This is a genomic window from Paenibacillus dendritiformis, from assembly GCF_945605565.1.
Lineage (GTDB): Bacteria > Bacillota > Bacilli > Paenibacillales > Paenibacillaceae > Paenibacillus_B > Paenibacillus_B dendritiformis_A.
On the sequence record NZ_OX216966.1, the window covers coordinates 6164601 to 6190840 of the forward strand.

A 26240-nucleotide genomic window follows, 5' to 3' on the forward strand; every position below is an offset into this window, starting at 1 on the left:
TTGTATCACAAACTGGAGATGAATACGGTCATCTTTTTTATATCCTGCTTTTGGCTTGTACCCATCTGTTCTATAATAGAATGAGAATGGAAGATAGAGATCGAACCCATAGAATCAGAAGAAAGAAGGCAAATTCAATGAGTAAGGAAACATCCGTTCAAGCGTTCGCGGAGAGAAAACAGGCCCTTGAGGGCGGATTAAGCGAAGAGGCTCGCCAGTTGCTCGATGAGATGATGATCCGGATGGAGGCATTGACGCGCGAGAATGAACGGCTCCGCAAGTCTGCGCTCGCTGCGGCCCGCAGCCGTTCAGGCATGTCTACCAAGCTGAAGGACGCCCTGTATGAATAACGATGATGATTGATCCCGTATTTTGAAAAAAATTATCCCTGAATGACAGCATAGCTCCGCCCGCAGCTCAGGGGAAATGGAGGGTATTTATGAATTCCAATGTACTTATTTTGCATGAGGCTCCCAGCCCGGAAGAGTATGTTGCCATTCGGACAGCGGCCGGTTTGAGTTCCAAAAGCTTGGAGGGAGCCGCCGTCGGGCTGCAGAACTCCTGCTTCACGGTAACGCTGCGGCAGGACGGCAAGCTGATTGGCATGGGCCGAATCATCGGAGATGGCGGCTGCTTTTTTCAAGTGGTCGATATTTGCGTGATGCCTTCCCATCAGGGACAAGGCTGGGGAAAAACGATTATGACGGAGATTTCCCGTTACCTGGACGAGAACGCGCCCAAGCAATCGTATGTCAGCTTAATTGCCGATGGGCCTGCCGATCAATTGTACGCGCAATTCGGCTTCGATTACACCTATCCCCGCTCGGTAGGAATGTACAAGCGCTACTAAGCGCAGCCAAACAGACCCCGCCGTTAAGCAGCCTCAGGACCTCACGGCAGCAAGCCCCCTAAGCCGAAGATGGCATAGGGGGCTTCTTTGCGGCAATGGACAGGGCCGGGTCTCCGCTTAGGGCGGCGAACCCGCCCGGCCCTTCTGCCCATCATTCAGCCCGTCTTGATCGGGCTCGTTAACGCATAGCGTGCGGCATGGCTCATCAAGACAGGAAGCAGCGAAATATGCCCTTCGCCCGCGAACTCATAGAACGCGGTCCGCACCCCGGACGGCGAGACGGCAGCCAGCCGTTCGGCCAGCTCCCTCGCATTCTCGGTCATGCGGCTAGGATGGCCTTGCTCCCGTTCCCCTGCCGCAATCATGACCTGAATATCGGCATGTTCCTGCTGCATGCGAGCCAGGAAACGTTCCCCCGCTTCCCGGATGAACGACCTGTTCCAATGAATGGACGGGCTGCCCGCGATATAGGTCCGGAACGTCTCGGGGCGGGTGAACAGCATTTGCAGCACGCACAGGCCGCCCAGCGAGTGGCCGATAATCGCCTGCCTGCTCCGATCGATGGCGAACTTGCTCTCGATGGCCGGCTTCAGCTCTTCTTCAATGAAGCGGCTGAATGCTTCGGCTCCGCCCATCTCCGGCCACGTGTCTCCATGCGGATGGGGCGGCAGCTCGTCGGCCGGAACCGGCAGCGTAAAATCATAGAACCGCGCCGGATCGAACGGGGCATCGGTCGGATAGCCGATGCCGACGACAACGGCGGGATCGACGCCGGTTTTGGCTTTGGCGCGGGACTGGGCGCGAACCGTCTCGACTAACGTGCCGAATGTCGAATTCGCGTCCAGCACATAGATGACCGGATGGCCGGCCGGCGGCGCCTCCTCGGCTGGCAAGGCCACAAAAATCCGGTATGGCCGGCCGCTGCCTCGGGAACAGACATCCCACTGCTCCGAACGCGGCAAGGTGACTTCACGGCCCGCCTGATCCGGAAGCAGCGGTTCAAGCGGCGCCATATGGCTATTAGACATCAATGTCCACTCCTCATCTGTCGTAAATAACGGTCTAGCCTCGCTTTTTTCTTCCCCGGTACAGCAGCATCATGAAATAGGGAACGCCGATGATGGCCGTTACGATGCCTGCGGGCAATTCTGCCGGGGCGAACACGGTGCGGCCGATATAATCGGATACGAGCACCAGCAGCGCACCGACGATTCCACACACCGGGAGAATGCGGCGATGCGCGGTTCCGACGAGCCGTCTTGCGATGTGCGGCGCCATCAGCCCGATAAATCCGATGCCTCCGGATACGGATACGCAGGCGCTTACGATGCCGATGCTGCACAGCAAAAGCACGGCTTTCTCTTTTTCCGAAGAGACGCCCACGCTGATGACACTTTCCTCTCGCAATTGAAAAATATCCATAATATAGGACTTGCGAATAATGACCGGAAGCAGCAGCAGAAGCCAAGGAATGATGGAAACGATGTATTTCCAGTTCGCATTGTAGATGCTGCCGGAGCTCCATACCGCGGCCATTTCAAAATCATTCGGATTCATTTTCAGCGTCAAAAATAGCGATACTGCGCTCAGGCCCGATCCGGCGGCAATCCCCGTAAGCAGCAGACGCTGCGGCTCCAGCCTGCCGTCCTTCCAGGCGAACAAGTAGATGAGGACAGCCGCAAGCAGTCCGCCCAGCAAGCCGAACAACGGCATCGCCATAATCGCCAGCAGCCCGGTCCCCTTGATCTGACCTTGGAAAAAGAACATAAAAATAACCATCGCCGCGCCGGCCCCCGCATTGATCCCGAGAATGCCCGGATCCGCCAATCCATTGCGGGTAATGCTCTGAATGACCGCGCCGGCGATGCCGAGTCCCATCCCGACCAGGATGGCAATGACGATCCGCGGCAGCCTGAACTCGAAAATGACGAGATCATAGTCGTCTTGCGGCTGAATGCGCAGCAATGTATCGATAACATCCTTCACGCTCATATCAAATATGCCGTTGGTCAGGCTGACATAGGTGACGATCAAAATCAGGGCAGCTCCGGCGAGCAGCACAGCCGCAAAGCGGGCGCCCGAGATGTTATTCATTCTTCGCGCCTCCTCTCGTCCGCACAAGATAGAGGAAGAACGGAACGCCAAGCAGCGAGGTGATGACGCCAATCGGCATCTCGAACGGATAATTCACGTAGCGGCTGAGCAGGTCGCAGAGCGCAAGGAACAAGGCTCCGAGCACCCCCGAGCACGGGATGATCCATTTATAATCGACCCCGACAAGCATCCGGACGATATGCGGAATAATAAGACCGACGAACCCGATTTTGCCGGCGATCGCCGCCGATATCCCGGTCAGCAGGACGACGCTGAACGTGGCGCCGAATTTGATCCATGTTGTTTTTTGGCCAAGTCCGACCGCCACCTCTTCGCCAAGAGACAGGACCGATATCGATCGGGACAGTCCGACCGCCAACGCGATTCCGATAACCGCGAACGGGATCGCCATCTTGATCAGCTCCGGATCCATCTGATGAAGCCGGGCGTTGTACCAGAAGCTGATATTTTGCGAGATTTGAAAATAGGATGCCAGCGCTGCCGAAATACTGCTCAGAAACGTGCCGATAATCGTGCCCAAAATAGCCAGTCTCACCGGAGACAGCCCCCCGGGCAGCAGCGACGCCATGCCGAATACGAGAATGATGCTGAGTGCCGAGCCGATAAAAGAAAACACGATTAATTCCAGCGACGAGGAGCCCGGCAGCCAGATCATGCATACCGTTACGGCAAACACGGAGCCGTCCAGCACCCCCATAATGGAAGGGGATGCAAGATCATTTCTTGTCATCCCCTGCATCAGCGCGCCTGATATGGCCAGGAACGCGCCGATGAGCAAAGCCCCAATCACCCGCGGGAACCGGGAGTGCATAATGATTTGATGATTCACATTTCCCGGATCAAAGTGAAACACCGCTTCATAAATCGTGCCGGTATCAATGTCTTTGGCCCCGTACTGAACCGATAATAGGATGAGCAGCACGGCAAGCAGAGGCGAGCCCCACAGGATGATCGCTGTTGCATATGATTTTAGCCGCATAGGAACCGGCTCACTTGGCTTGAACGAGCTTGCTGTTTTTTAGTGCTTCCAGGAAGGAGATTTTGCTGTAAGCCGTGCCTCCCTGAGCGGTCGGGTCGACCAGATTGACGAACAAATTGTCGTTTTTCACGGCATTGATGCTGCCCCAGATCGGATTTTTCTGCAGATCCTCCAACGCCTTCGGATTATCTTTGTTCTCCGCTTCCGCGAACTGGACGAACAGATAATCCGGGTTCATCTGAGACAACTGCTCGATCGTAACCATCTGCTGCGCCTCCGCCTTCTTCACTTCCTCCGGAACGGAAGCTCCCAGATCGGCATAGACGGAAGGATTGAAGAACACATCTTCCGGATAAATGAACAAATTGCCTGCGCGCAGCCGGAGAATCAGCACATTTTTGTCCTGGAGAACGGGTCCGATTTGACCTTTCAAGGCTTGGACCTCGTCATTGTAGTTCTGCAGCGCTTGCTTCGCCTGCTCCTGCTTGCCGGACAGCTCGGCCAGCAGATTCAGATTGTCCTGCCAGTCGGTCGCGATATGGGAGACAGGAATGGTGACGGCAATCTTGCTGAGCTTCTCAATGGCCTCCGCCGGGAACTTGGTGCTTGCCAGGATCACGTCCGGCTTCAGCTTCAAGATCGCTTCCAGATTCGGCTGGGATTTCTCGCCGATCCCTTCCGCTTGATCCGTAATCTTGGCGAACATCGGCGCGAACTCGCCGCCGGTCGTCATCGCCCCTGCCGGGTGAACGTCCAGCACGAGCGCGTCTTCCAGCGATTCCACCGAGCCCGTAATGACCAGCTTGGCCGGCTGCACAGGGACGGTATACTCTTTTCCAAGATATGTAATCGTTTTTGTCTCGCTGGCCGTATTGTCTGTATTCGCAGCCGGAGCGCTCTCCGTCTGTGTCTCCTGCTGCTGCGGAGCCGATGCGGCGGGCTCATCCTTCGTTCCGCATGCCGCGATACTGAACATCATAGCTAAAGATAATAGTAGAACCCCTACTTTTTTATTCATGTTACTTCTCCTTCTCAATGAATAATGTATGAGAATTATTATCAATATAATGATAACGATTCTCATTGAAAATTATATACTCGCTCTTCCCTTAGCGAACATGGATAATCTCCGGAATTCACTTGGACAAATTCCAGATCGGGCTATTCTTCCATGCCAAGCTCGTGCGCAAGCTGCTTTATCAGATTGTCGATCATCCGCTCGCAAGCATAGGCCGAGTATTCACGCCACGGATCGGAAGAAATGGGATAGACATGATTGCGGCGCACGGCCTTCATATCGGACCATAAGCGGGAAGCCTGGACAGCTTGCCACGCTTGCAGCGATTCCGGCTCCTGGCATACATTCAGCAAGATCCGATCGGGGTTCAGATGCGCCAGTTCTTCCAAGCTCATAGCCTGTCTGCCGGAATCTCCGGCCGGATACGGCGCTCTGTTCAACTGCAGCTCATCGTACAGCACTTCACTCATTCCGCGGCAGGTGCAAGGATAACAGCAATCTTTGTGGATGCACATAATGAAAAACGCCTCGCCGGACAGCAGCTTCTGCAGACGCTCCCTTGCGGCAGCCGCTTTCTGTCCGTAAGCGGACAACCAGCTTTCCGCCTCCGGCTCAGCGCCGATGTAACGGGCTGTCAATCTGAATTGCTCCCGCCAGTTGTGATCCCGGCCGGATATATACTTCACCTCGGCCACGCTTTCCAGACAAGTCTTCTCCTCTGGCTGCAAATATTGCGAGTCGCAAATGACGAGCTCCGGTTTGGCTGCGCGTAACGCTTCGATATTGGTTTTCCAATCCTTATTGTAGCGATAGGCGCTCAGATGATGCGGGATATCAAAGCGGTATTTCTCATAATAGTGAGCGGACCATTTCGGATGAAGCGGCGCGGCATACGGGATTTGCCCGAGGGCAAGCATATGGCCGGCAATCCCCGGCGTATAAGCGACGATTTTGCGCCGCCGCTTTTTCATATAGACGGTCGGGGCGACGCCAATTTGCTGCTTGAACTTGCGGCTGAAATAAAATTCATCGCTGTAGCCGACCTGCTGGGCAATATCCCGCAGCCGGGCATCCGCCTGCAGCATCATGCGCTTCGCATGGCGGATTCTTACTTCCGTAATATAGTCGATCGTGCTTTGGCCGTATGTTTTTTTGAACAGATCGACATAGTATTTCGGACTGATATCGGCCATCCGCGCCAGCTTCCCAATCGTCAGATTCTCGTTGAAATGATTATCAATGTACGCCTTCGTGCGCTCCAATGCCGCCCGCGGATCGTCCGGCAGCCGGCGAATATTGGCTACTACCGCGCACAGCAGCTCCTGGAAGGCCGCTTGAGCGAGCAGCCGTTCCGTCCTCAGCTCAGAGCGGCTCTTGTCATACAACATTTCACAGAGCACGACGGTCGGCGCTTCCCGGTGCACAGGCACCTCCCCGCGCAGGGGAAACTCCGCCTCCGGCTCCCCATCGGATTGGGTATCGAAGCGAATCACATACGCTTCTGCCTCCTGCCCTTCTTCCGCCGTCATCCCGATCGTTTGTCCGGGCGCGGCCACATGAACGGCTCCCTCTCCCAGCCGGTATTCGGCGTAATCAATGGCCACGCGCCCTTCGCCGTGCTTGGACAGGACGAGGACATGCGTGTTCAGCAGCTGCGGCTCCATACGCCCGAAGCGCGCAATATCAACGCCGCGCAGCTTGAACCAAAATTGCTCCAAGCAGCGGCAAATATGTTCGGAGTCCATCATTGTCGTTATCAATTCAAGCACCTCGGCTGTATTCTAATATGTGATAATGATTATCAGTATCGCTTTATTAAAGTAGCATAGCTGCCGAGTCCGGTCAATGTAAAACAAGGACGGAATGCCCCGGAGGAGCGGGAGGGGCATTGGAGCCGATGCTGTCCAGCGGGGCGGCTAGAGGGGAACAACCCCGCTTCGCCTGAGCGTCGGGGAGACGCCGCTTCTTGAATATGCCGCTCCGCGTTAGAGCGGGCCGGCCGGCATGCGCGTGGCGAAAGGCAAAGCCGCGAAAAAATGGCGTTGTGATGGTGGAATTGAGCCGGGGAGTAGAAGTTATGCGAAAGTGCAGCAATTGTGATTTGAGCGTGCCTCGCAGCGGCAATCCTGCAAAAGTGCATCAATTGTGCCGCATTCGTGCCCCACAGCGCAATTCCTGCAAAAGTGCAGCAATTTCTCCTATTAATGTGCCTATTTAGTTTATCCGCCCAGAATTGATGTCTTTTTGCAGGAATTCTAACAAAATCCCCTTTTTGAACGGATAAATAATGTATATTTGCAGCAATTCACTCCTCAGCACAAGAACAAGAAGTCGGCGTGCATCGCGGCCATTGCATGTGGTTCTCGTTACGCTTCTTCTACCGTCTCTTCAAGCGCAACTTCCGTGCAACCTCCCGCACAATTCTCCGCGTTCAACCCCCAGCTCAACTCTCCGCGTTCAACCTCCTGATCAACCTCCAGCTTAACCTCCCGTTTACCCCTCCGTGCAACCTCCCTAGCAACCCCGAGCATGGCCCCGGATCTACGGCCCCCCCTTAACAGAGCCAACACAAAAAAAGCCGTCCTCCATACGGAGAACAGCCTTCTTGCTTGCTATACGGTTCAATCTTCCTGCTCGACTTTCAGCACCTTGCCGGTCTGAGCATCTACTTCTACTTCAAACACCTTGTTCTGATCCGTCATAATGATCACTTCATATTTGATCTTCCCGTCATCCGTGTCCAGATCAACATGAAGAACTCTTCCCTTCACTTGCTGAAGAGCAATCGACTTCGCCTCTTGTTCGCTAATCACTCGCTGGGCCGGCTGGTTAGCCTCATAGGCGGCATGCGCTTCAGATGCAGCAGGAAATAGGGTAAGGGCCGCCATGCCTGCATTGACCAGAGCGAGAACGCCAAGCACCACTTTTTTCAACCTAAACACGCTCCTATGTACTGTTGTCATTGTGTCTATGTTGTGTACAAGAAGCTGATTTTATACGTCCGGAAAATAGTTTCCATAAAAAACAAAAAAAGCCTTATATCAAAGGCTTCTCCATTAACTCTGTTATGGTGCGGTAGAGAGGACTCGAACCTCCACGGGCGTACGCCCACTACCCCCTCAAGATAGCGTGTCTGCCATTCCACCACTACCGCACATTGAATTCCTCAACAAGAGGACAACAACAGTTACTATACCATCATTTGAGCCGGATGTAAAGTGGAATTGTTCTCCATACACATCCCTTATTTGAACCAGCCCTTCTCCTTGAAGCGCGTAATCGCTTCAATCCGGTTGCTTACATTGAGTTTATCCAGAATAACGGAGATGTAATTGCGGACGGTCCCCGTCGTAATAAATAGCTGTTCGGCGATTTGCTTCGTATTTTTACCGTCGGCGATAAGCACCAGCACTTCCTTTTCCCGCTCGGTCAATGGATTCTCTTCGCTATACGCCTCGTCCACCAGCTCCGAAGCATAGATGCGCCGCCCGGCCATAATGATGCGAATCGAGTCTGCCAGCTCTTCGCTGGGACTATCCTTCAACAAGTAGCCGTGCGCCCCCGCCTTCACCGCTCGTTCGAAATATCCGGCTCTGGCGAATGTGGTCAAAATGATGACCTTGCATCCGCAGCCCTTAATCTCTTCGGCCGCATCCAAGCCGCTCATCCCCGGCATTTCAATGTCCATGATGCAGATATCCGGCTTATGCTGATGAACCAGTTGTACGGCTTCTTCCCCATTGCAGGCTCGGCCGACGACACTCATATCCTCTTCCAGATCAAGCAGGGATGCCAGTGCGCCCAGCAGCATCCGCTGGTCCTCTGCAATTACGATTCGAATCATTGCCCCGCCTCCTATTGTGACTGCTTGAATGCGTTCGGCACTGTAATGATGACCGTTGTTCCATTATCAGGTACGATGTCCATACTTCCATTCACGAACTCAAGCCGCTCCTTCATGCCCCGCAGCCCGTTGCCCCGCGAACCCGCTGAATCCGCCGCGATGCCGATTCCATTATCCTTCACCTTCACGCACAGCTCGGTATCCAAGGGCTCCATGATGATCGAGCAAGCGGAAGCATTGCTGTGCTTTACGATGTTGGTCACCGCTTCCTTCAGGCACATGCTGATCACATTTTCGTTCAGCAGCGAGGTGTTGCTGAGCTTCTGCTCGCCTTCCAAGGTGAACTCGATCTCAGCCGCCTTCAAAATCTGCTTGATGCGAAACAGCTCATCCTCTAACCTCGTCCCCCGCATTTGAGTAACCATTTCCCGCACTTCCTTCAAGGCAGTTCTGGCCGTTTGCCGGACATCCTTGAGTTCGATCTGGGCTTGAGCGGGGTTTTTGCTTATTAATTTATTGGCGAGATCGCTCTTCAACCCGATCAGCGAGAGCTTCTGGCCAAGCGTGTCGTGAAGGTCGCGCGCAATTCGTTGGCGTTCTTCCAGCTTGACCAGCTCGGAGATCCGTTTATTCGCATCCTCCAGCTGCCCCTCGAGCTTCTCCCGTTTATTGCGGTTATACGTGGTGACGGGAAGGAGAATCACACCGATGAGACTGATAAGCACGAACGGAAGTTGGGAGATCAATACCGGATTTTTCGTGACAAAACCGAAGTTGAGCGTTGCGATCGTACTGACGAGATGAATCGAGTACAGCGTAATAAATCCGATCCGGTGCTGAATATTTCCGATAAAAAACGCTAAAAACAGGGCGAAATAGACATAGCCGAACAGCACAGTCATCGTAATGGAAATCAATATTTGCAAGGAGGTCCAGAAGTATACTTGCCAACCTCTCGCAACAAAAGAAAGCACGTAGCACACGAAAAACATTAAAATCATGACGATCCCGATGACGACTTGGTACGTCGAAGAGGAACGAAATATGAAATAGAACGGGAGGATGTAAAAGACGACCCATATATAGGGACTAAGACCCGTGCTTTTGTAAAAAATCTGATACCACTTCTGCATGGTCGTCCTCCCTGAAGATCGATGTAATTGTATAGTAACACAAACGCCGCTGAACGGTCATTTTCCCTGGATGCTCTGGGTGCTCCTTGGAATGCGATCGGCCGCGCGGTTGGGCTTGCGTAACACATGCTTCACATCCTTGAACCCGACGAATGTTTTGTTCTGTTCATCCCACAGCCGGAACCGCAGCGACTTCAGGCTGGTTATGAGCGTAATCGTGGTCGCCATTTGGAGCGGAGGGGTTGCCTCATGCGCCTTCTCCAGATAATAGTTAGGCACCTTGGGACTCAAATGATGGACATGATGGAACCCGATATTTCCGGTTATCCACTGCAACGCCTTGGGCAATTTATAATAAGAGCTTCCCTCCACGGCAGCCTTCACATAGCTCCACTCGTCCTCGTTCTCGAAGTAAGAATCCTCGAATTGATGCTGAACATAGAACAGCCAGATGCCGAGCATGCCAGATACGTAGAAAACCGGCCCCTGAATAAGCACAAACGCCTGCCAGCCAATGGCCCAGCACAGAAGCGAATACAGAGCGGCGATGGACACATTGATTACGTAAGTGTTGATTCGCTCCTTCCGTCTCGCGCCTCTGCGGTTAAAGCGGTATGCAATCAGGAAAATAAAAATTGGCCCCAGTCCCAGCATAACGAATGGATTGCGGTATATGCGGTAGGCGATTCGCTTCGACAGGGGAGCCGCGGCATATTCATCTACAGTGAGTACCCACATGTCCCCGGTTCCCCGCTTATCGAGATTGCTGCTCGTCGCATGATGGATCGAATGACTGTGCTTCCACTGCTGGTATGGCACAAGTGTCAGGATCCCCGTGATGGTGCCGAGGATATCATTGGCCCTGCGGCTCTTGAAGAACGATTGATGACAGCAGTCATGGAAAATAATAAACGTACGAATAACGAATCCAGAAGTAATTATCGCAAGGGGAAGCGTAAGCCAGTACGAGACGGAAAGGCTTGCGTACGCCGCATACCAGAGCAGCAGTAATGGCCCCAAAGTGTTAATCATTTGCCGAATGCTGGACTTCGTATCGTTTTTTTCATACGGAGCGACGCTTTTCTTTAGATGGGCCAGCTTGGAATGAATCGTATTCATCTTATGGTTTTCCTCCTAGTATGACGCATCGGGAACGTATCCCTTCATCAACGGCAAATTCCTATCTTCAGTATAGAAAAGACAACCCGCCGGTTGTAGTCATAAACGTCAAGTCGAGAGTATGATAAACGTCATATAAGGAGGATAAATATGTTATTCAGGAATAATGCTTACCCGCTCCCAGCCGCGCTTGCTCCATCTGCGCAGCATGACGAGCGCCCTCACCCATTCATCAACGGCGAAGGCGAGCCAGATGCCCGCCAGCCCCAAGCCGAATACGATTCCGAACAGATAAGCCAAGGGTACGCTGATTCCCCACATCGAGACGAGACCGATCAGCACCGGGAATTTGACGTCTCCCGCCGCGTTCAAGGAGCTGATAAGCACCATGTTGCAGGCCCGGGCCGGCTCTAGCAGCACGGACAAGAGCATCAGTTGCCGTCCAAGCTGGATAATCTGCGGGTCGGAGGTGAAGAGTCCGATCAGCGGCCCGGACAAGGCGAACAAGAGCAGGGAGACGGCCAGCGTCACGCCGGCCCCAAGCTTCAGATGGCGGATGCCGGAATGATAGGCTTCCTCCTTGCGCGCCGCCCCGATGAAATGGCCCACGATGATTTGCGTGCCTTGGCCGATCGCCATCGAGAAGACGAAGACGAAGGACGTGATGTTCTGCGTATATATTTTGGTCGTCAATGCCGCCGCCCCGAGGATGGCTACCAAATACGTAATGACGACCTGGGACAAATTATAGGAAACATGCTCCCCGGCGGACGGGATGCCGAGCTTGAAAATAAGGCGAAGATCAGCTCGTCGCATGCGCAGCGGATGCATCAGGCGGACGGGCTGATCCAGCCGCCGGCTGCATACAATCCAGTACGCGATCATCGCGGCGGCCCGGCTGATCCAGGTCGATACGGCCACCCCTTCCACTCCGAACGAAGGCAGGCCGAACGGCTCCATCAGCACGATATAGTTGCCGACGATATGCAGCACGTTCACGCCGAACGAGATGACCATCATCTCCTTCACCAGGCCCCGGCACCGCAGCATCGTTCCGAGCGTCATGCTGAGGGCGATTAGGAAGACCGAGCTGCCGGTGATGGACAAATAAGCCCCGCCTTCCGCCAGCAGCCCGGGAGGCAGCTTGAACAGAAGCAGGAAGGCGTCGGCGCAGGTGCATAATATGGCGCTGAACAGGATGCCGATCATCAGATTCAACGTGAGCGCCGTTCTCCCGAGGTCACCCGCCTCCCCCAGCTTGCCCGCGCCAAGCCATTGATTCAGGATGACGCTTGTCCCGACCGTGACGAAGCCGAACATGAGACCGGCCACCGTCAAAATTTGATTGGCCACGCCCACAGCCGCCACGGCGCCGTCGGAATAGCTGCTCAGCATCATCGTATCGGCCATGCCGAGCAGCATCCCGAACAAGGACTCCATGAAGATGGGCCAAGTCAACGTCAGAATGCCGGTGCGGCGATTATTCGCAAGGCTCATGGCTTACCTTGCTCCCGTCATCCAGCCGGATCCATGTCCGGAAGCGGCGCTGCCCTTCCAGCAGACGGATAACCCGCGCTCCCCGCTGCAGACCGCCGTAACCGCCGTATCCGGTCACTCGCCCGTACCCGAGCCGGATGCCGTGCACACTGCCCACATAATCATTATCATGATCATGGCCGGCGAAGGCGCCGATCATATCGCCGCTCTCCACCATCGCGGCGAAGAGCCCGCTGTTCAGGCGGGGGCAGCATACGGCTTCCTGCCGAATGCCCGCGGCCTGGCCGGATTCCCAGGCCTCCCGGAACTCCGGCACCGGAATATGGAAGAAGGCCAGGCTCGGCAGAGCGCCATGTCGCTGTCGTTGGCGGAGCGCTTCCCGGCGATACCAGTCCACTTGATCCGGGCGGATCCAGGCATATCCGCCAACGGATGGCGGAGCCACATCGCCGGAGTCGAACAGGTAGAGAAGAGCGGCCGGCCCCGCCTGGGCAGACGCCTTCACCGCGATGACATAATTGCCGACCCCGTGTATATCAGCAGGGCCGGCTTCCGCCAGCGACATCCTGCAGGACGCAATCCCCTCCAGCAGCTCCTCGCGGGAGGCTCCGCCCTCCGCATCATGATTGCCGAAAATAACGGCGAACGGCACCTCCCTTCGCTCCGCAACCTCGACAATGCGGCGAAGCGCGGCGACGGGCTCAACCGTTTCCTTCCCGTACAGCATATCCCCGGAGTAGATGACCAGATCGGGCCGCTCCGTCTCGATGATGCGCTCAGTCAGGGCCAAGGTGCGGGCATCCAGCTCCGACTTCCCTCCTCTAACATGCAGATCGGTGAATTGAACGATCGTAAACGTTCCGTCCGGACGGAACTGCAGCGGTATGCTCATCCCGCTCATTCCCCCTTGCTCAGGAACAGCGGCTGCGAGAACGCGCCGAAGCCCCCTTCCAAATAAACGGCCAAACGCACATACTGCTCGTCCCCTTTGCATTCGTACACGAGCTGCTTGAATCGGCCCGTCTGCTCGTGAAGCACGCGGCCGTCCTTGCCGATGACCGTCGCGTATTTGTACATGCCATCCAGATGAACGTCGGACAATAAGTCAGCGACAATGGCCGTCCCCTCGACGCGGATCGACCCGAAGCCGTACCCGGTGGAGACGTAGAAGCTGCCCTGCCGGATGGCGCTCAGCACCGCCTCGCGGCTGTTCTCGCGGGCATACACCATATTCCACGCCCGCCGCTCCTGGCCGTACGCGTGGAAGTCGTCATTGCCGAAGCCCCATACTTTGCGTCCGGAGGACAGCAGCGCATCCCATTTGTCGAAGGCGATGTCATACTGCGGATGGCCGTCGCCATTGATGATCTCGATGCCAGTATAAGCGGGCAGCCGCAGCATATCACCGAATTTCCAATATTGCGAAAAATACCGGTTCGGATGAACGAGCACCGAGATGCCTCCGTTCTCCAGGCAGAGGGACGAGAGACGCCCGTAATTTTCGATCGTAAATTCATTCGAATACTGTTCCATCAGCGTCTCCGGCGGCTGTACCAGCAGCATATGCGCCTGCGGGCTGCTCACCTCGATCGCCTCGAACAGCGTCGGGATGGGGCAATCCCCCGCATGCGGCGTAATCTGATCATGATCGGAGATCCCCAGGAAGTCATAATCATGGTACATCCGGTACACCGTCGCCAACGGATGATGCCCGTCGCTGTTCGTCGTATGGTTGTGGAAGCTTCCCCGCAGCCATACCCCTTCTTGTGCATATGGATTTCGAATCTTCATCCAGCCGGCCTCCTGTCTGTTCGTAAGCATTGAGCGGGTAAGACGTTGTATCGCTACTCCTTCATGGAGCCAATCATGACGCCCTTGGCGAAATATTTTTGCAGAAACGGATAGACAAGCACTATCGGCGTGATAACGATAATAATCGTGGCCATCTTCAGAGACGTGCCGGTCACCTGCATCTTGTCCAGCATATCCATCTGCAGCGAGCCTGCCGTGTTCATTAGCGTCTCTGTCAACGCCTGCTGCTTCGTCAGCATCTCCTGCAGCACCGTCGACAATGGCTTCAAGTTCGGATCGCGCACATAGAAGGTGCCCGTGAACCAGTCATTCCAGTGCCCGACCGCATTGAACAGCGAGATGGCCGCGATGACAGGCTTGCTCGTCGGCAGAATGATGCGGAAGAAAATCCCGAGATCACTGCAGCCGTCAATCCGCGCCGCCTCCTCGAGCCCTTCCGGAACCTGCTGGAAGAAGGAGCGCATAATCATCATGTTCCAGACGCTGTACAGCGCAGGCACAATATACACCCAGATGCTGTTCGTCAGGTGAAGCTCCTTCAGCACGATATAGTAAGGAATAAGTCCGCCGCTGAACAGCATCGTGAAGAACACGAAGAAGGTGATCTGCTTCTGCCCGGGCAGCGTCTTGCTCTTGAGCGCGTAGGCGGCCATCGCCGTCAGCAGCACGCTGAGGAAGGTGCCGACGATCGTGCGGAATACCGAGATCAAGAAGCCGTTCACCATGTTGGATTGGCTGAACACTTCCTTGAAATTATCGAGCGTGAATTGGCGCGGCCAAAAATAGATACCGCCCTTCGCCGCATCCGTCCCCACGTTCAATGCCAGCGCCAGCACGTTCAACGTCGGCAATATTATGGACAGGCACAGCAATCCGAGCAGGGCGTAATTCAGGCCCGTCAGAAGCCGTCCGAACGCAGCCGTCTTTCTCATCCTCGTTCCTCCCCTTTATCCATGGATGGAGAGCCCTCCGCTCTAGCGGAAAGGCCCTCTCATACTCTCTTAAAACCGTTCGGTTAGAACAGCAGCTTCGTCTTCGGATCCTTGTCCTTCTCTTCCAGCAGCTTGATGTAATCTTCCAGCCCCGCCGTCTTGAGCAGCGCTGCCGCGCTGTCCAGAATCGCCTGCGCTTCGGTCATGTTTTTCGCGTAGTAGGCACGAATCAAGCTCTCTTTGTATTTATCGAGCGCCATCGTCAGCTGCGTGCCTTTGTTGAACTCACCGATGAACGCCAACGCCGCATAGCCGTCCTTAATATTCGCCTGCTTCTTCTTCTCGTCATAGTGCCAATCGTCCGCAATCTCCAGCGGGCCCTTATTCATGTCCGGCTTGGCGGCTTCGCCATAGCTCGCCTCGCCGAAGTCGGCCAGGTCGTTCAAATCCGTGCCGCCGAGATACCAGCCCCAGTCATTGCCTACGCCAGCGAAGCCAAGCTCCTTCGCCTTGACCGGATCCTTGTCCAGCAGATCGAGCACCTCCTGCTTCGGCACCGGGTTGCCCTTCGCGTCGAGCTCGTAGTCGCGTCCTTCCCGGCCGTACTTCCACAACAGCTTGCCTTCGCGGCTCGCCAGGAAGTCAGCCAGCTTCACGATATCCTCCGGATTTTCCGTCGTCTTCGGAATCGACCAGGCACCGTAACCGCCCTTATAGGTCAAGTTCATCTGATATGTGCCATTGACCGAGTTCAACGGTCCAAGCGGAATATAGCGGTTGTCCTTGTTCTCGATGACATAATTGTGCATATCCCCGATAATGGCGAACGAATCGTTGAGCACGCCTTCTTTGGCGCGATTTTCTTCCATTGAATAATATTCGGGATGCATCAGCTTCTCGCGGAGGAGCTTCTGGACGAATTCGACGCGCTTCTTGCCATATTCGGTCTGGCTTTCATGCAGAATCTTGCCGTCCTTATCCCGATTGAACCCTTCGCCGTTGAAGCCGGTCCATACCAGGTCGTTATACAACACATCGCGATCGATGCCTCCCCATACCGTCGGACCGATTGGGTATACTTCTTTGCCGTTCTTGTCCTTGAAGTGACCGTCCTTAATCTTCTTGGCCAGCTCATAGAGCTGCTCCGAGGTCGTAATCGTGCGCGGATCCACGCCAAGGGCATCGGCAATATCTTTGCGGATGTAAGGGCCCGGCACATATTTGCGCACCTCATAACCGCCCTCGCGCGGAATGTTCAAATGCATCGTATAGGCGGCGCCGTTGAATTCCGGCCGGAACACCACGCCATACTGCGTATCGAGCGGCAAATACCCTTCTTCCGTATACTTTTTATAGATCTTTGTATTTTGCAAAAACGGGGTAAGATCGTGAAACATTTCTTCGCGCGCCGCCTTGTTGATCATCTCCATCTCCGGCCGTCCGCTATGGTTGAGGTAATAGCCGATGAAGTCCGGCAGATCCCCTGCCGCCAGACCCGCCGCGAGCGCCTTCTGCGATCCGTCATGCCCGACGGCCTGCAGCTCCAGCTCAATTCCGGTCATTTCCTTCAGCTTCTTCGCAATCTCCGGATTCATGGCTTCGGTGACGTCGCTGCCCATGAAAATCAGGCCTTTGATTTTGCGATCGGCAATCCAGGTCGAAGGCTTATCCGCGGCAGCGTTATTCGCATCCGTTCCCGCCTCCTGGCCAGATTTCGTATCGCTTCCTCCGCCGCATGCGGTCAACAGGATGGAAAATACAAGCGTCAATGCCGTCAATTTGGACCAGAGCTGCATTCGATTCACTGTCATGTCTGTTTTCTCTCCTCTGCATTGAATATGTGAACGGCTGCCGGGCAGGTGCTCCATCCCTGCTGCCTACCACAACGAAGATTGGAACCATTTCTTGGCTACCCGGTTCACGGTCAGGACGAGAATCAAGCCGACGACGCCCTGCATCATGCCGATGGCGGTGCCGAAGCCGAATTGGCCGCTCTCGAGCCCCATGTAGATGATGTACGTGTCCAATATTTCCGAGACATTCATATTGCCCGGCGTCTTGAGCAGGTAGATTTGGTCGAACCCGGCGGACAAAATATTGCCTAACGATAAGATGAACAGCACGATAATCGTCGGCCGGATGCCCGGCAGCGTAATATGCCAGATCTGGTGCCACTTGTTCGCCCCGTCCATCTTGGCCGCTTCATACAGGGAAGGGCTGATGCCTACGATGGCGGCAAAATAGATAATCGAGCTCCAGCCGACATCCTTCCATATATAGCTCCAGAACATCGTTGGGTAAAAGGCCTTTTCCTCCATCAGGAAAAAGGTGCTGCCATCGCCGCCGAACCAGGAAATCAACTGATTGACGAGCCCGGTATCCGGCGCGAGAATGCGCTGAAGCATGCCGATAACGATGACCCAGGAGAAGAAGTGGGGCAAGTACGCGATTCCTTGAAACAAATTGCGCAGCCTCGAGTTCTTCACTTCATTGAACATCAGCGCGAGCACAATCGGGAACGGCATCGCCAGGAACACCTTCATCGCGCTAATAATGAGCGTATTCCGGATTAACTGGAGACTCTGCGGATCCTGAAAGAACATTTCGAAATAAGTGAAACCAATCCAGGGACTGCCGAAGATTCCTTTGTTGAATTGATACTCCTTGAACGCGAGCACCAGCCCGGCCATTGGAATATAGGAAAAAATAATGAAGAACGTGATGCAGGGCAGCAGCAGCAAATACAGCTGGTAATGACGGCCCACCCGCTTCCATAACCGCGACCGTTCGCCGGTTCCGGCCCGATGCCGCCGGCCCCATCCCGCCGCCTTCACCGCGGACGCTTCCTGTGTCATCCGTCTCGCCCTCCCTTCACATCGATGCGCTTACGCTTCATGCCATTCATCCACCTTCCTGAGCCGGAGCAGCTGTTCCGGCCGCTTCGTCGTCATGCTGTCCACCTTCATCTCCATCAAGCTCCGCATCGCATCGGCGTCATCGACCGTGTAGACCGAGACGATAAGCCCGAGCGCATGCGCGCAGGCGACGAAGCCGGGACTGCATCGTTCATAGGGCACATTGACGCCCCGGTAGCCTTGCCGCTTGGCCCGCTCGCAGAAGGAACGGATGAATGCCTCTTCGGCAGCCGCATTCGCAGCACCAGATGCAGCGCCAGTCGCATTCACAGCCCCAGGCACCGCACCAGTCGCATTCGGAGCCGCATCGGCGCTCTCCGGCACATTCAGCAGCAGCGATATCCCCTCCGTATCGACCTCGATCCCTTCCGTACAACCCGTAACGAAAACGAGCCGTTCGGCTTTGAGCTCCTTAACGAGCCGCAAGGTCGGATTGACGCTCTCCGCATTTTTGATATCGAGGTTCAGCATCAGGCCGCGGCGCTTCGCCTCTTCGAGCACATCGGCCAGCAGCACCAGCCCGTGCTCGCGGTGCGGCGGCCCGAGTCTCGCTCTGGCCGGCATCCGGTTCAGCTCTCTCGCGTCGTACAACTCAAGCAGGAGCGAATGATCATGGAGCAGCACGGGCTCGTCCTTGCAGGTGACGCGGATATCCACCTCGGCGACATCCGCTCCCGTGGCCGCCGCTTCGATCAAGGACGCCCACGTATTGGCTGGCGCTTCGCCGCAGCCGGTATGGGCGGTGACGAGCAGTCGTTTTTCTCTCATTGGCATGTAACTCCTCTCTCATCCACTGCCGCGAACAGGCAGGCGGCCGATTCGCGCCGGATGCTAGACTTCAACGCTTGCTGCGGATTCCTTTTGATTCCTTCTGATGTTGTGATATGTACACTATAAGGAGTGAATGTTTTCGTGAGATGAACGGGATATTAACGTTTTTTGAAGCCCGATCTTATCCGTTGCCCCGCCAGACAGGCGGATGCAGGCGAGATTTGGCGCGCGGGGCGAGAGAGGTTTGTGGTTTGTTGTGGTATTTTTCCAGCCTCATCGTAAAAAAGAACCGGACTCACGTCCGGTTCTTCAACACTGTCGACAATGGAGATAGGCCGCCTTATACACGGTGTCATTCGTCAATTCCCTGATAGGCGGTCGAATTCCATTCCGTGAGAACCAATTCCTTGTCAGACAGCCCTTGCTCGGCCAGCAGCCTCATCACCTGCGCAAGCATGTCCCGCAAATCATCCGGATTCGGAAGAGTCTCCATGAACTCTCCACTATTCGGCGGTACGGATGCAACGGGAGCCGCAGCAGAGCGGGCGGTTCGGCGTGAAGCACCCTCCTCGATATGGTCATGCGGATAAAATGAAGCGGGATGAAGTCCGGCAAACACGGATTGCTGCGGCAGAACGCAAAAAATTCATCATTCAGCCGCGGCGAGCGGATGGTGATGATCCGCCCGGGTGCGCAGCCGCTCCGAAACTCCCTTCAAGGTCCGATAGGTTCGCAAATCCATCTCTATATATTCTTCCACCGTTCCCGGCCAGGACGTCCGCAGCTCCGGTCATCCACTCCACTAAAGCTGCAATATCTCCCGCCACTCTAGTCATCTGCTCCGCGAATGCTGCAAAAATGCAGCAATTTCATTGAGACGAGGATGCGAAAATAGGATTGCTGCAAAAATACAGCAATTACCCTACGGCAAGGCATAAATAGCATTCAAAATGGCGAAATAATGTAATTTTGCAGGATTTTCTCAAAACTTAGCCTCTTGAGGTTAAAAATGCTGCGCCTGTGCAGCAATTTCATGCGGGGAACAGCTTGCTTCATGCGCGGACCAACTTCCCTAACCTAACCTGTTCTGCCTTCCCCGGCCCCGCCCATCCTAAGAAAATAACTATCGACGGGACTTGGTCGACAGTCAGAAGGAACCGGACTCATGTCCGGCTCCCCGTCTCCATGCGGCCATCCGCGACGATCCAGGTGATGGCTTTGATCTCCAGCTCCTGCGCCCATGACGCCGGATGCTCCTGATCGCAGACGATGACATCGATTTGCTCCAGCGGCGCGATATGGCAGAAGGCCTGAATGCCGATCTTGCTGTAGTCGGCCAGCAAGATGACCTCCTTCGCGCTCGCGGTCACCAACCGGGAGATGACGGAATCATTCATGTCATAATCGCTGATTCCGGTCATCACCGACATCCCGCCCACGGAGATGAATGCTTTGTCCACATAGAAATTGCGCAGCATCTCCTGGCATAGATGCCCGCTGACCGACTGCTGCTCAGGCGAGATCTCCCCGCCGAGAATGATGACCCTGCCGCTGAACAAGCCCTGCGTCAGCGACTCGCGAAGCAAGCTGGCCACCGCCAATGAATTGGTGATGACCGTCACCCGCTTTTTGCCCTTCAAGGCACGGGCCAGCTCGTGAATCGTCGTGCCCGTATCCATATAGACGGTATTCCCGTCCTGAATCAGTTCGGCGGCGCGGCGGCCAATCGCCTGCTTCGCTTCATGGTTGAGGACTTGGCGCTGCTGGTATGGAGGCTCGCCCTCCTCATACTGCACCTTGACCGCTCCGCCGTATACGCGCCGCAGCCGTCCTTCCTCCTCCAGCACCGCCAGATCGCGCCGGATCGTCTCGTTCGAGACATGCAGCCGTTCGGCGAGCGAGACGACGCGCACCTTCCCGACCGCATCGAGCTGCTCGATAATATAACCTTTGCGTTCTTCCGCCAAAAGCGACATCGGCCTCACCCCTCCCCTTTTTCCTATAAAATCGCCTTATGCCTTCCATCCTCTACTCCCGCAGCGCGAAACGCTCTTCGAATGACAGCGGAATGGTGAAGTAATCATACGATCCCGTCAACAATCGGTAATCCGGATAAGCCAGCTTCTCGGCTCCGGTCAGGCCAGCCAAGCGATCTACCCATGGGGAAAAGGTGCGGAACGTGATGCGGTTCCCCCGCTCATCGAATTCCGCCAGCCTCAGCCAGCCGTTGCCGCCGCGGTAACTGTCCTGATAGTTGATAAGGAGTTGGATAACGTCCTGCCCCTTCGCATTATGCCGAATCCGATGCGCCGTGCCGTCAAAATGCCCGTTCACCGTCATAAAGACTTGGGGACAAGGCCAGACCAGTTCATTCCAGATAAGCGTACCGTTCTCCGAATCGCGGGCCGTCCGCCGCCCGGCTTCATTCCGTTCCGCATACAGGATATCATGCGAGACGAGAACGGTCGGCAGCGTCCGATGAAGCTCCAGCATCTCCTTGCACCAAGCCATATCCTGCCGCAGATGCTTCATATCCGCCATCAGCCAGCCGTAATGGTAGCTCCCCGCTTCGATGATGCCGTACGAGCTGTACCCGGAAGGGGAGCAGCCCCGGACATAATGCTTGGGAAGGAAGCGCTCCGGCCCGAAATGCCGGAGATAGGTCCCGGCCGCATCATAATCATGATTGCCCGCGGTCATCATGTACGGAACATCCGCGTCATCCAGAATGGCGACCGCCCGCGACGCCCGGTCCCATTCCTCCTCCGCTTCGCTATGGTCGACGACATCCCCCAGCAGAGCGGTCATGGCGATGCGGTCCCGGGCCTGGTGCTTCGCCAGCCATTCCGTCTGCGCCTCGAACATCTCGGGATTCAGATAGACCAGCTTCTGCGCATCCGGGACAAAAGCAAACTGATAGTTCTCTGCCCGTTCCAACAGAGGGAAGGGGTCATTGGCGCCTTCCAGCACCCGCTTCGGTTCGATCTCCACTAACCAATCTGCCCGCTCCAGAGGCTCGCCCGCTATGCGAATCTCCCGAATCGTTCCGGTGAACAGCTTGTCGAGACGTCCTCCCCATTCGGATGCGCCGACATTCCAGCCCTTGCCCTCGATGGCGGCGATGCCGATCATGTTCCGCGCCGGACTGTTGAAGTCGCATATGCCGTTCACGTACAGCAGCGTCCGATCCCCATCGTTGACGATGACGATATGATGCCACTCCTCTTCCTTCAAATAACGCGACCAGCTTGTCGCCGGCATATCCCGGCTCCAGGAATGGCTGACCCATTGATATTCCATGCAGTTCGAGACGGATAAGGTGGCGAGCAGTTCATTCTCCCCTTGTCTGCCGATATCCGCTCCGCGCCCCTGCCGGGTGAGCACCCCCATCCAACTGTGCTTCTCTTCCCGGAACGGACGGGGAAGATGCACGATGGCTTCGATCGTATAGCCCTGTTCGAAGCGTTCCCGGTTAATGGGCGCGTCCGCCGCCGTCCGGAAATAACAACCGAAGGGGGTGTTATCGTTCCGGAAGACGAGACCGCCTTTATCCCCGCAGCCGTCTGCCCATGACAGCGGCAGGCTTGCCTCCGCCTCCGGCTCCTGCCCTGCGGCATCCGGCCCCTGCCTAACCGCAACGGACTCCAGGAGGTTCCCGCTGCCGCTCAAGTCAGCGAGCACAAGCGCACCCGCTTCAATGGAGCCGGACACGACCTGTCCAGGATCGAATCGCCAATGCGCCAGCACGGACAAGGGCTGATATCGTTCCGCTAACGGCATCATGCGTTCACGCTGCATCGCAAGCCTCCCGCTGCAGCCGCTTCATCTGGGCCCCGCAGCTTGGCCATGAACCACGCCCCGGCTTCCAGCCAGGAATCGACCCGCACGAACCCCTGCTCCCCCGCATTATGCGGAGCCGAGAAGAGAATGCCCTGGCCCTGGAAGCGCCGCAGTTGGTTCACATTGTCGTCGATCATATAATCGGCGCGAATGATACTCTTGTCTCCGCAGAAGACGAAGTTCATGTCGGACAAAAAGTCAAAATGCTCCTGCAGCCACTCGTACTTGGCGCGGAACGAGGCCGGAACCTCCATTGCCGCCGTCGTGATGAAAATCTCATAATGGCGGCTAAGCTCGCGGATAACCTCCTGGCTATGTTCCATCACCTTCAACTGCCGGAAGAAGTCCTCGCGCCCGAAGTAGCTGTCAATCTCCCGCTTCCGCTCGGGCCTGACCTGCGCCAAGGTCCTGCCCTGCAGTTCGGCGGCCGTAACCATGTCGCCAAAATCCCGGTTGTACCATTCCCGGTGCGTGCCGGCCGTATCGGCCATCACCTCATCCATATCGATTGCAATGCGCTCCATCGCGATTCCTCCCCTTTCAGACCTGGCTGTATGCAACCAAGCAACAATACAGACAAAACACAATCAAACAAACCGGATACCACAATCATAGAAGGATTATGTTTTCATCAGATCAATCTATTGTAAATGTATTGTAAAAAGTATCATTTTTCCAACAACTTGTTCCTTCATATTGATGCACGGCGATTCAAATCCATTCATCGGGTATACAGCTCATGCATTCGATGCCGTTCCCTGAAATTAAAAACGAACCGATTTTATGCATTTATGCATAAAAAACCTGCATAAAAGCAAGCCGTCCCTGTTTCGAAATGCTTAATTTTTAAGCTTTTTCCCCGAAAGATACCGGATTCCACCCGCAACTTCCTTCCAAAGCGGCCGTAATATATAGAGCTTCATCCTGATTGTTCCACTACATCCTGAATCCTCCTTCATACATTTGTTAACGCTTACATTTTCGAGAGAGGAGCCCTCTTATGGACCGTAATCTGATTTCATTGCTGCGCGTTCCCTACGGCAAGGGAGGCGCACGGCCGGGAGCGGAGCAAGGACCGGATGCACTGCTGGAGGCCGGACTCGTCCGGCATTTGTCGCAGTTGGGCTTGCAGACGATAGACGAAGGGGCCGTCCTGCCCCCCAGCGCGCAAGACAGCACTCAAGCGTCCGGTACGAAGCTGAAGCATCTGGAGGAAATCGCCGCTCTCAACAGCGAGCTGGCCGACCGCGTCGCGGAAGCGGCCGCCAGCGGGCGGTTTCCGCTCATTCTCGGCGGCGATCACAGCATTGCCATCGGCACGATTGCCGGGTTGACAAGACATTACCGCAATCTCGGCGTCATCTGGTTCGACGCCCACGGCGATCTGAATACCGAGGACACGAGCCCGAGCGGCAATATTCACGGCATGTCGCTGGCCGTCAATCTTGATCAGGGGCATCCGCTGCTCACCCGGATCAGGCGGCAATCGTCCCGCATCGATCCCGCGAAAGTGGTCATTATCGGGGCGAGATCGCTGGATGAAGGCGAGCGGGCGTACATCCGCCAAGCCGGCATTACGTGCTTCACGATGCATGATATCGACCGCAAGGGTATGCCTTATGTGATGGAGCAAGCCTTGCGCATCCTCGGCGACGGAACCGACGGCGTCCATCTCAGCTTCGACATCGACAGCCTCGATCCCGCCGAAGCTCCCGGCACCGGGACGCCCATTCCGGGCGGGGTCAGCTATCGCGAAGCGCATCTGGCGCTCGAAATGATGTATGAATCCGGCCTGATCACATCCGCCGAATTCGTGGAAGTCAGTCCGCCGCTGGACAGCCAGAAGCGCACGGTCCGCTTGGCCATCGGCCTCATCGGCTCGCTGCTGGGCGAACAGATTTTATAATGGCAGGCAAGCCGAGACCTTACCCCCTTATCGTAAGGAAGATACCAAGCAGCTTGTTCACTTTTGCCTGAGACCATTCCAGCACTTTGAAAAAGGAGGAGACGAGATTGAATCAATCGATGCGAATTATCGACCAGACGGAGCAATACGGCGCACGGAACTATCATCCGCTGCCAATTGTCATTGCGAAGGCAGAGGGAGTATGGGTCGAGGATCCGGAGGGGCGCCGCTATATGGATATGCTGAGCGCCTATTCCGCCCTGAACCATGGACACCGTCATCCGGCCATTATCCAGGCGCTCAAGGACCAGGCCGATAAAGTGACGCTCACCTCAAGAGCGTTCCATAATGATCAGCTCGGCCCCTTCTACGAGCGCCTCTCCAACCTGACGCGTAAAGCGATGATCCTGCCGATGAATACGGGCGCCGAGGCGGTAGAGACGGCCATCAAGGCTGCGCGCCGCTGGGGCTACGAGCGCAAGGGCATCCCGGACAACCAGGCCGAGATCATCGTCTGCGACGGCAACTTCCACGGCCGGACGGTCACGATCACATCCTTCTCGTCGGAAGAGGAGTACAAGTCAGGCTTCGGCCCGTTCACGCCCGGGTTCAAGCTCATCCCGTACGGCGATATCGGCGCGCTCGAGCGGGCCATCACCCCGCATACGGCCGCCTTCCTGGTAGAGCCGATTCAAGGCGAAGCCGGCATCATCGTGCCGGAGCCGGGCTTCCTGAAGGCGGCACGCGCGTTGTGCAGCCGGCACAATGTCCTGTTCGTCGCCGACGAGATCCAGACCGGGCTCGGCCGCACCGGCAAAATGTTCGCCTGCGACTGGGAAGAGGTCGTGCCGGATATGTACATCCTCGGCAAGGCGCTCGGCGGCGGCGTCATTCCGGTATCCGCCGTCGCGGCCGATGCCGAGGTGCTCGGCACGTTCACGCCCGGGTCGCACGGCTCCACCTTCGGCGGCAATCCGCTCGGCTGCGCCGTCGCCAACGCCGCCCTGGAGACGCTCGTCCGCGAGCGGCTGGCCGAACGGGCGCGGGAGCTTGGCGATTACTTCATGGACGGACTCGCCAAGCTCCAATCGCCGCGCATCAAGGAATTGCGCGGCCGCGGGCTGCTGATCGGGCTCGAGCTGACGGAGCCCGCCCGCCCTTACTGCGAGCAGCTCCAGAAGGTCGGCCTGCTCGCCAAGGAAACCCACGACCATACGATCCGCTTCGCCCCGCCGCTCGTCATTACGAAGGAAGAGCTGGATTGGGCGCTGGAGCGGATTCGGGAAGTGCTGCCGGCGTAAGTCCGATTCAAGCCAGGCAACGGGCCGCTGGGACGATCGAATGATCATCGTTCACAGACCGGACGCAAAAGAAAGGGGCCGTCCCGACGGCCCCCTCCTGATTCTCAAAGCTCGACTTGCCGAAAAGCTGCAAGAATGCAGTTTTTCTATCTGACGTTTATTCCGTTACAACAATTCCTGCAAAACCGCATCAATTTCAGCCTATCCA

At 55.9% G+C, this 26240-nt stretch carries 24 protein-coding genes and 1 tRNA gene; 4 read left to right on the forward strand and 21 right to left on the reverse strand.

From position 1 onward, the window contains the following. Positions 1 to 137 precede the first annotated feature (137 nt). Positions 138 to 350 (forward strand): hypothetical protein, encoded by a 213-nt coding sequence (locus tag NNL35_RS27700; protein ID WP_006677655.1) that lies wholly within the window; start codon positions 138 to 140, stop codon positions 348 to 350. An 89-nt stretch (positions 351 to 439) separates the two neighbouring features. Then, positions 440 to 850: a GNAT family N-acetyltransferase gene (locus NNL35_RS27705; RefSeq protein ID WP_006677654.1), complete on the forward strand. Its 411-nt coding sequence runs from the start codon at positions 440 to 442 to the stop codon at positions 848 to 850. A 155-nt stretch (positions 851 to 1005) separates the two neighbouring features. On the opposite strand, the gene NNL35_RS27710 is transcribed toward NNL35_RS27705, so the two are convergent. The 21 genes from NNL35_RS27710 to NNL35_RS27810 all read right to left on the reverse strand — a co-directional run bounded on the left by NNL35_RS27710 (position 1006) and on the right by NNL35_RS27810 (position 23349). Beyond that, entirely contained in the window at positions 1006 to 1878 is an 873-nt protein-coding gene (locus NNL35_RS27710) for an alpha/beta hydrolase (RefSeq protein WP_006677653.1), read from the reverse strand. A 34-nt stretch (positions 1879 to 1912) separates the two neighbouring features. Then, entirely contained in the window at positions 1913 to 2944 is a 1032-nt protein-coding gene (locus NNL35_RS27715; RefSeq protein ID WP_006677652.1) for a FecCD family ABC transporter permease, read from the reverse strand. Continuing rightward, positions 2937 to 3944: a FecCD family ABC transporter permease gene (locus NNL35_RS27720; RefSeq protein WP_006677651.1), complete on the reverse strand. Its 1008-nt coding sequence runs from the start codon at positions 3942 to 3944 to the stop codon at positions 2937 to 2939. The genes NNL35_RS27715 and NNL35_RS27720 overlap by 8 nt, the downstream gene beginning before the upstream one ends. Positions 3945 to 3954: 10 nt before the next feature. Continuing rightward, positions 3955 to 4962 (reverse strand): ABC transporter substrate-binding protein, encoded by a 1008-nt coding sequence (locus NNL35_RS27725; RefSeq protein WP_254553924.1) that lies wholly within the window; start codon positions 4960 to 4962, stop codon positions 3955 to 3957. A gap of 143 nt (positions 4963 to 5105) precedes the next feature. Beyond that, positions 5106 to 6710: an AraC family transcriptional regulator gene (locus NNL35_RS27730; protein ID WP_040731859.1), complete on the reverse strand. Its 1605-nt coding sequence runs from the start codon at positions 6708 to 6710 to the stop codon at positions 5106 to 5108. A gap of 873 nt (positions 6711 to 7583) precedes the next feature. Then, positions 7584 to 7886: a PepSY domain-containing protein gene (locus tag NNL35_RS27735; RefSeq protein WP_238535369.1), complete on the reverse strand. Its 303-nt coding sequence runs from the start codon at positions 7884 to 7886 to the stop codon at positions 7584 to 7586. 144 nt (positions 7887 to 8030) lie between these two features. Continuing rightward, a tRNA-Leu gene (locus tag NNL35_RS27740) sits at positions 8031 to 8116 on the reverse strand. A 90-nt stretch (positions 8117 to 8206) separates the two neighbouring features. Then, a complete protein-coding gene (locus NNL35_RS27745; protein WP_006677646.1) occupies positions 8207 to 8806 on the reverse strand; it encodes a response regulator transcription factor in 600 nt (199 codons plus the stop codon). A gap of 11 nt (positions 8807 to 8817) precedes the next feature. After that, on the reverse strand, positions 8818 to 9939 hold the full coding sequence (locus NNL35_RS27750; protein WP_006677645.1) for a sensor histidine kinase: 1122 nt from the start codon (positions 9937 to 9939) through the stop codon (positions 8818 to 8820). Positions 9940 to 9996: 57 nt separating this feature from the next. After that, positions 9997 to 11058 (reverse strand): Delta(5) desaturase DesA, encoded by a 1062-nt coding sequence (desA, locus tag NNL35_RS27755; protein ID WP_006677644.1) that lies wholly within the window; start codon positions 11056 to 11058, stop codon positions 9997 to 9999. A 153-nt stretch (positions 11059 to 11211) separates the two neighbouring features. Beyond that, positions 11212 to 12555: an MATE family efflux transporter gene (locus NNL35_RS27760; protein ID WP_006677643.1), complete on the reverse strand. Its 1344-nt coding sequence runs from the start codon at positions 12553 to 12555 to the stop codon at positions 11212 to 11214. After that, on the reverse strand, positions 12539 to 13447 hold the full coding sequence (locus NNL35_RS27765; RefSeq protein ID WP_006677642.1) for a metallophosphoesterase family protein: 909 nt from the start codon (positions 13445 to 13447) through the stop codon (positions 12539 to 12541). Before NNL35_RS27765 ends, NNL35_RS27760 begins: the two co-directional genes overlap by 17 nt. A 5-nt stretch (positions 13448 to 13452) precedes the next feature. After that, entirely contained in the window at positions 13453 to 14346 is an 894-nt protein-coding gene (locus NNL35_RS27770) for a CehA/McbA family metallohydrolase domain-containing protein (RefSeq protein ID WP_006677641.1), read from the reverse strand. A gap of 53 nt (positions 14347 to 14399) precedes the next feature. Continuing rightward, a complete protein-coding gene (locus NNL35_RS27775; RefSeq protein ID WP_006677640.1) occupies positions 14400 to 15299 on the reverse strand; it encodes a carbohydrate ABC transporter permease in 900 nt (299 codons plus the stop codon). Positions 15300 to 15382: 83 nt separating this feature from the next. Continuing rightward, entirely contained in the window at positions 15383 to 17110 is a 1728-nt protein-coding gene (locus NNL35_RS27780) for an extracellular solute-binding protein (protein WP_006677639.1), read from the reverse strand. A gap of 66 nt (positions 17111 to 17176) precedes the next feature. Further along, positions 17177 to 18154: an ABC transporter permease gene (locus NNL35_RS27785; RefSeq protein ID WP_006677638.1), complete on the reverse strand. Its 978-nt coding sequence runs from the start codon at positions 18152 to 18154 to the stop codon at positions 17177 to 17179. A 30-nt stretch (positions 18155 to 18184) separates the two neighbouring features. Further along, positions 18185 to 18982 carry a glycerophosphodiester phosphodiesterase gene (locus tag NNL35_RS27790; RefSeq protein WP_006677637.1) on the reverse strand — a complete coding sequence of 266 codons (798 nt, stop codon included), beginning with the start codon at positions 18980 to 18982 and terminating at the stop codon, positions 18185 to 18187. A gap of 355 nt (positions 18983 to 19337) precedes the next feature. After that, positions 19338 to 19604: a hypothetical protein gene (locus NNL35_RS27795; RefSeq protein ID WP_254553925.1), complete on the reverse strand. Its 267-nt coding sequence runs from the start codon at positions 19602 to 19604 to the stop codon at positions 19338 to 19340. Positions 19605 to 20148: 544 nt separating this feature from the next. After that, positions 20149 to 20961 (reverse strand): DeoR/GlpR family DNA-binding transcription regulator, encoded by an 813-nt coding sequence (locus tag NNL35_RS27800; RefSeq protein ID WP_006679536.1) that lies wholly within the window; start codon positions 20959 to 20961, stop codon positions 20149 to 20151. A gap of 52 nt (positions 20962 to 21013) precedes the next feature. Beyond that, complete coding sequence (locus tag NNL35_RS27805) at positions 21014 to 22783, reverse strand: LamG-like jellyroll fold domain-containing protein (protein WP_006679537.1); 1770 nt, start codon at positions 22781 to 22783, stop codon at positions 21014 to 21016. Further along, positions 22765 to 23349, reverse strand: coding sequence for a 5' nucleotidase, NT5C type (locus tag NNL35_RS27810; protein ID WP_006679538.1), 585 nt, complete (start codon positions 23347 to 23349; stop codon positions 22765 to 22767). The genes NNL35_RS27805 and NNL35_RS27810 overlap by 19 nt, the downstream gene beginning before the upstream one ends. Positions 23350 to 23825: 476 nt before the next feature. Between NNL35_RS27810 and rocF the strand changes: the two genes are divergently transcribed. Then, positions 23826 to 24731, forward strand: coding sequence for an arginase (gene rocF / locus NNL35_RS27815; protein WP_006679539.1), 906 nt, complete (start codon positions 23826 to 23828; stop codon positions 24729 to 24731). A gap of 119 nt (positions 24732 to 24850) precedes the next feature. Further along, positions 24851 to 26032 (forward strand): ornithine--oxo-acid transaminase, encoded by a 1182-nt coding sequence (locus NNL35_RS27820; RefSeq protein ID WP_193372698.1) that lies wholly within the window; start codon positions 24851 to 24853, stop codon positions 26030 to 26032. The last annotated feature ends 208 nt before the right edge of the window (positions 26033 to 26240 follow it).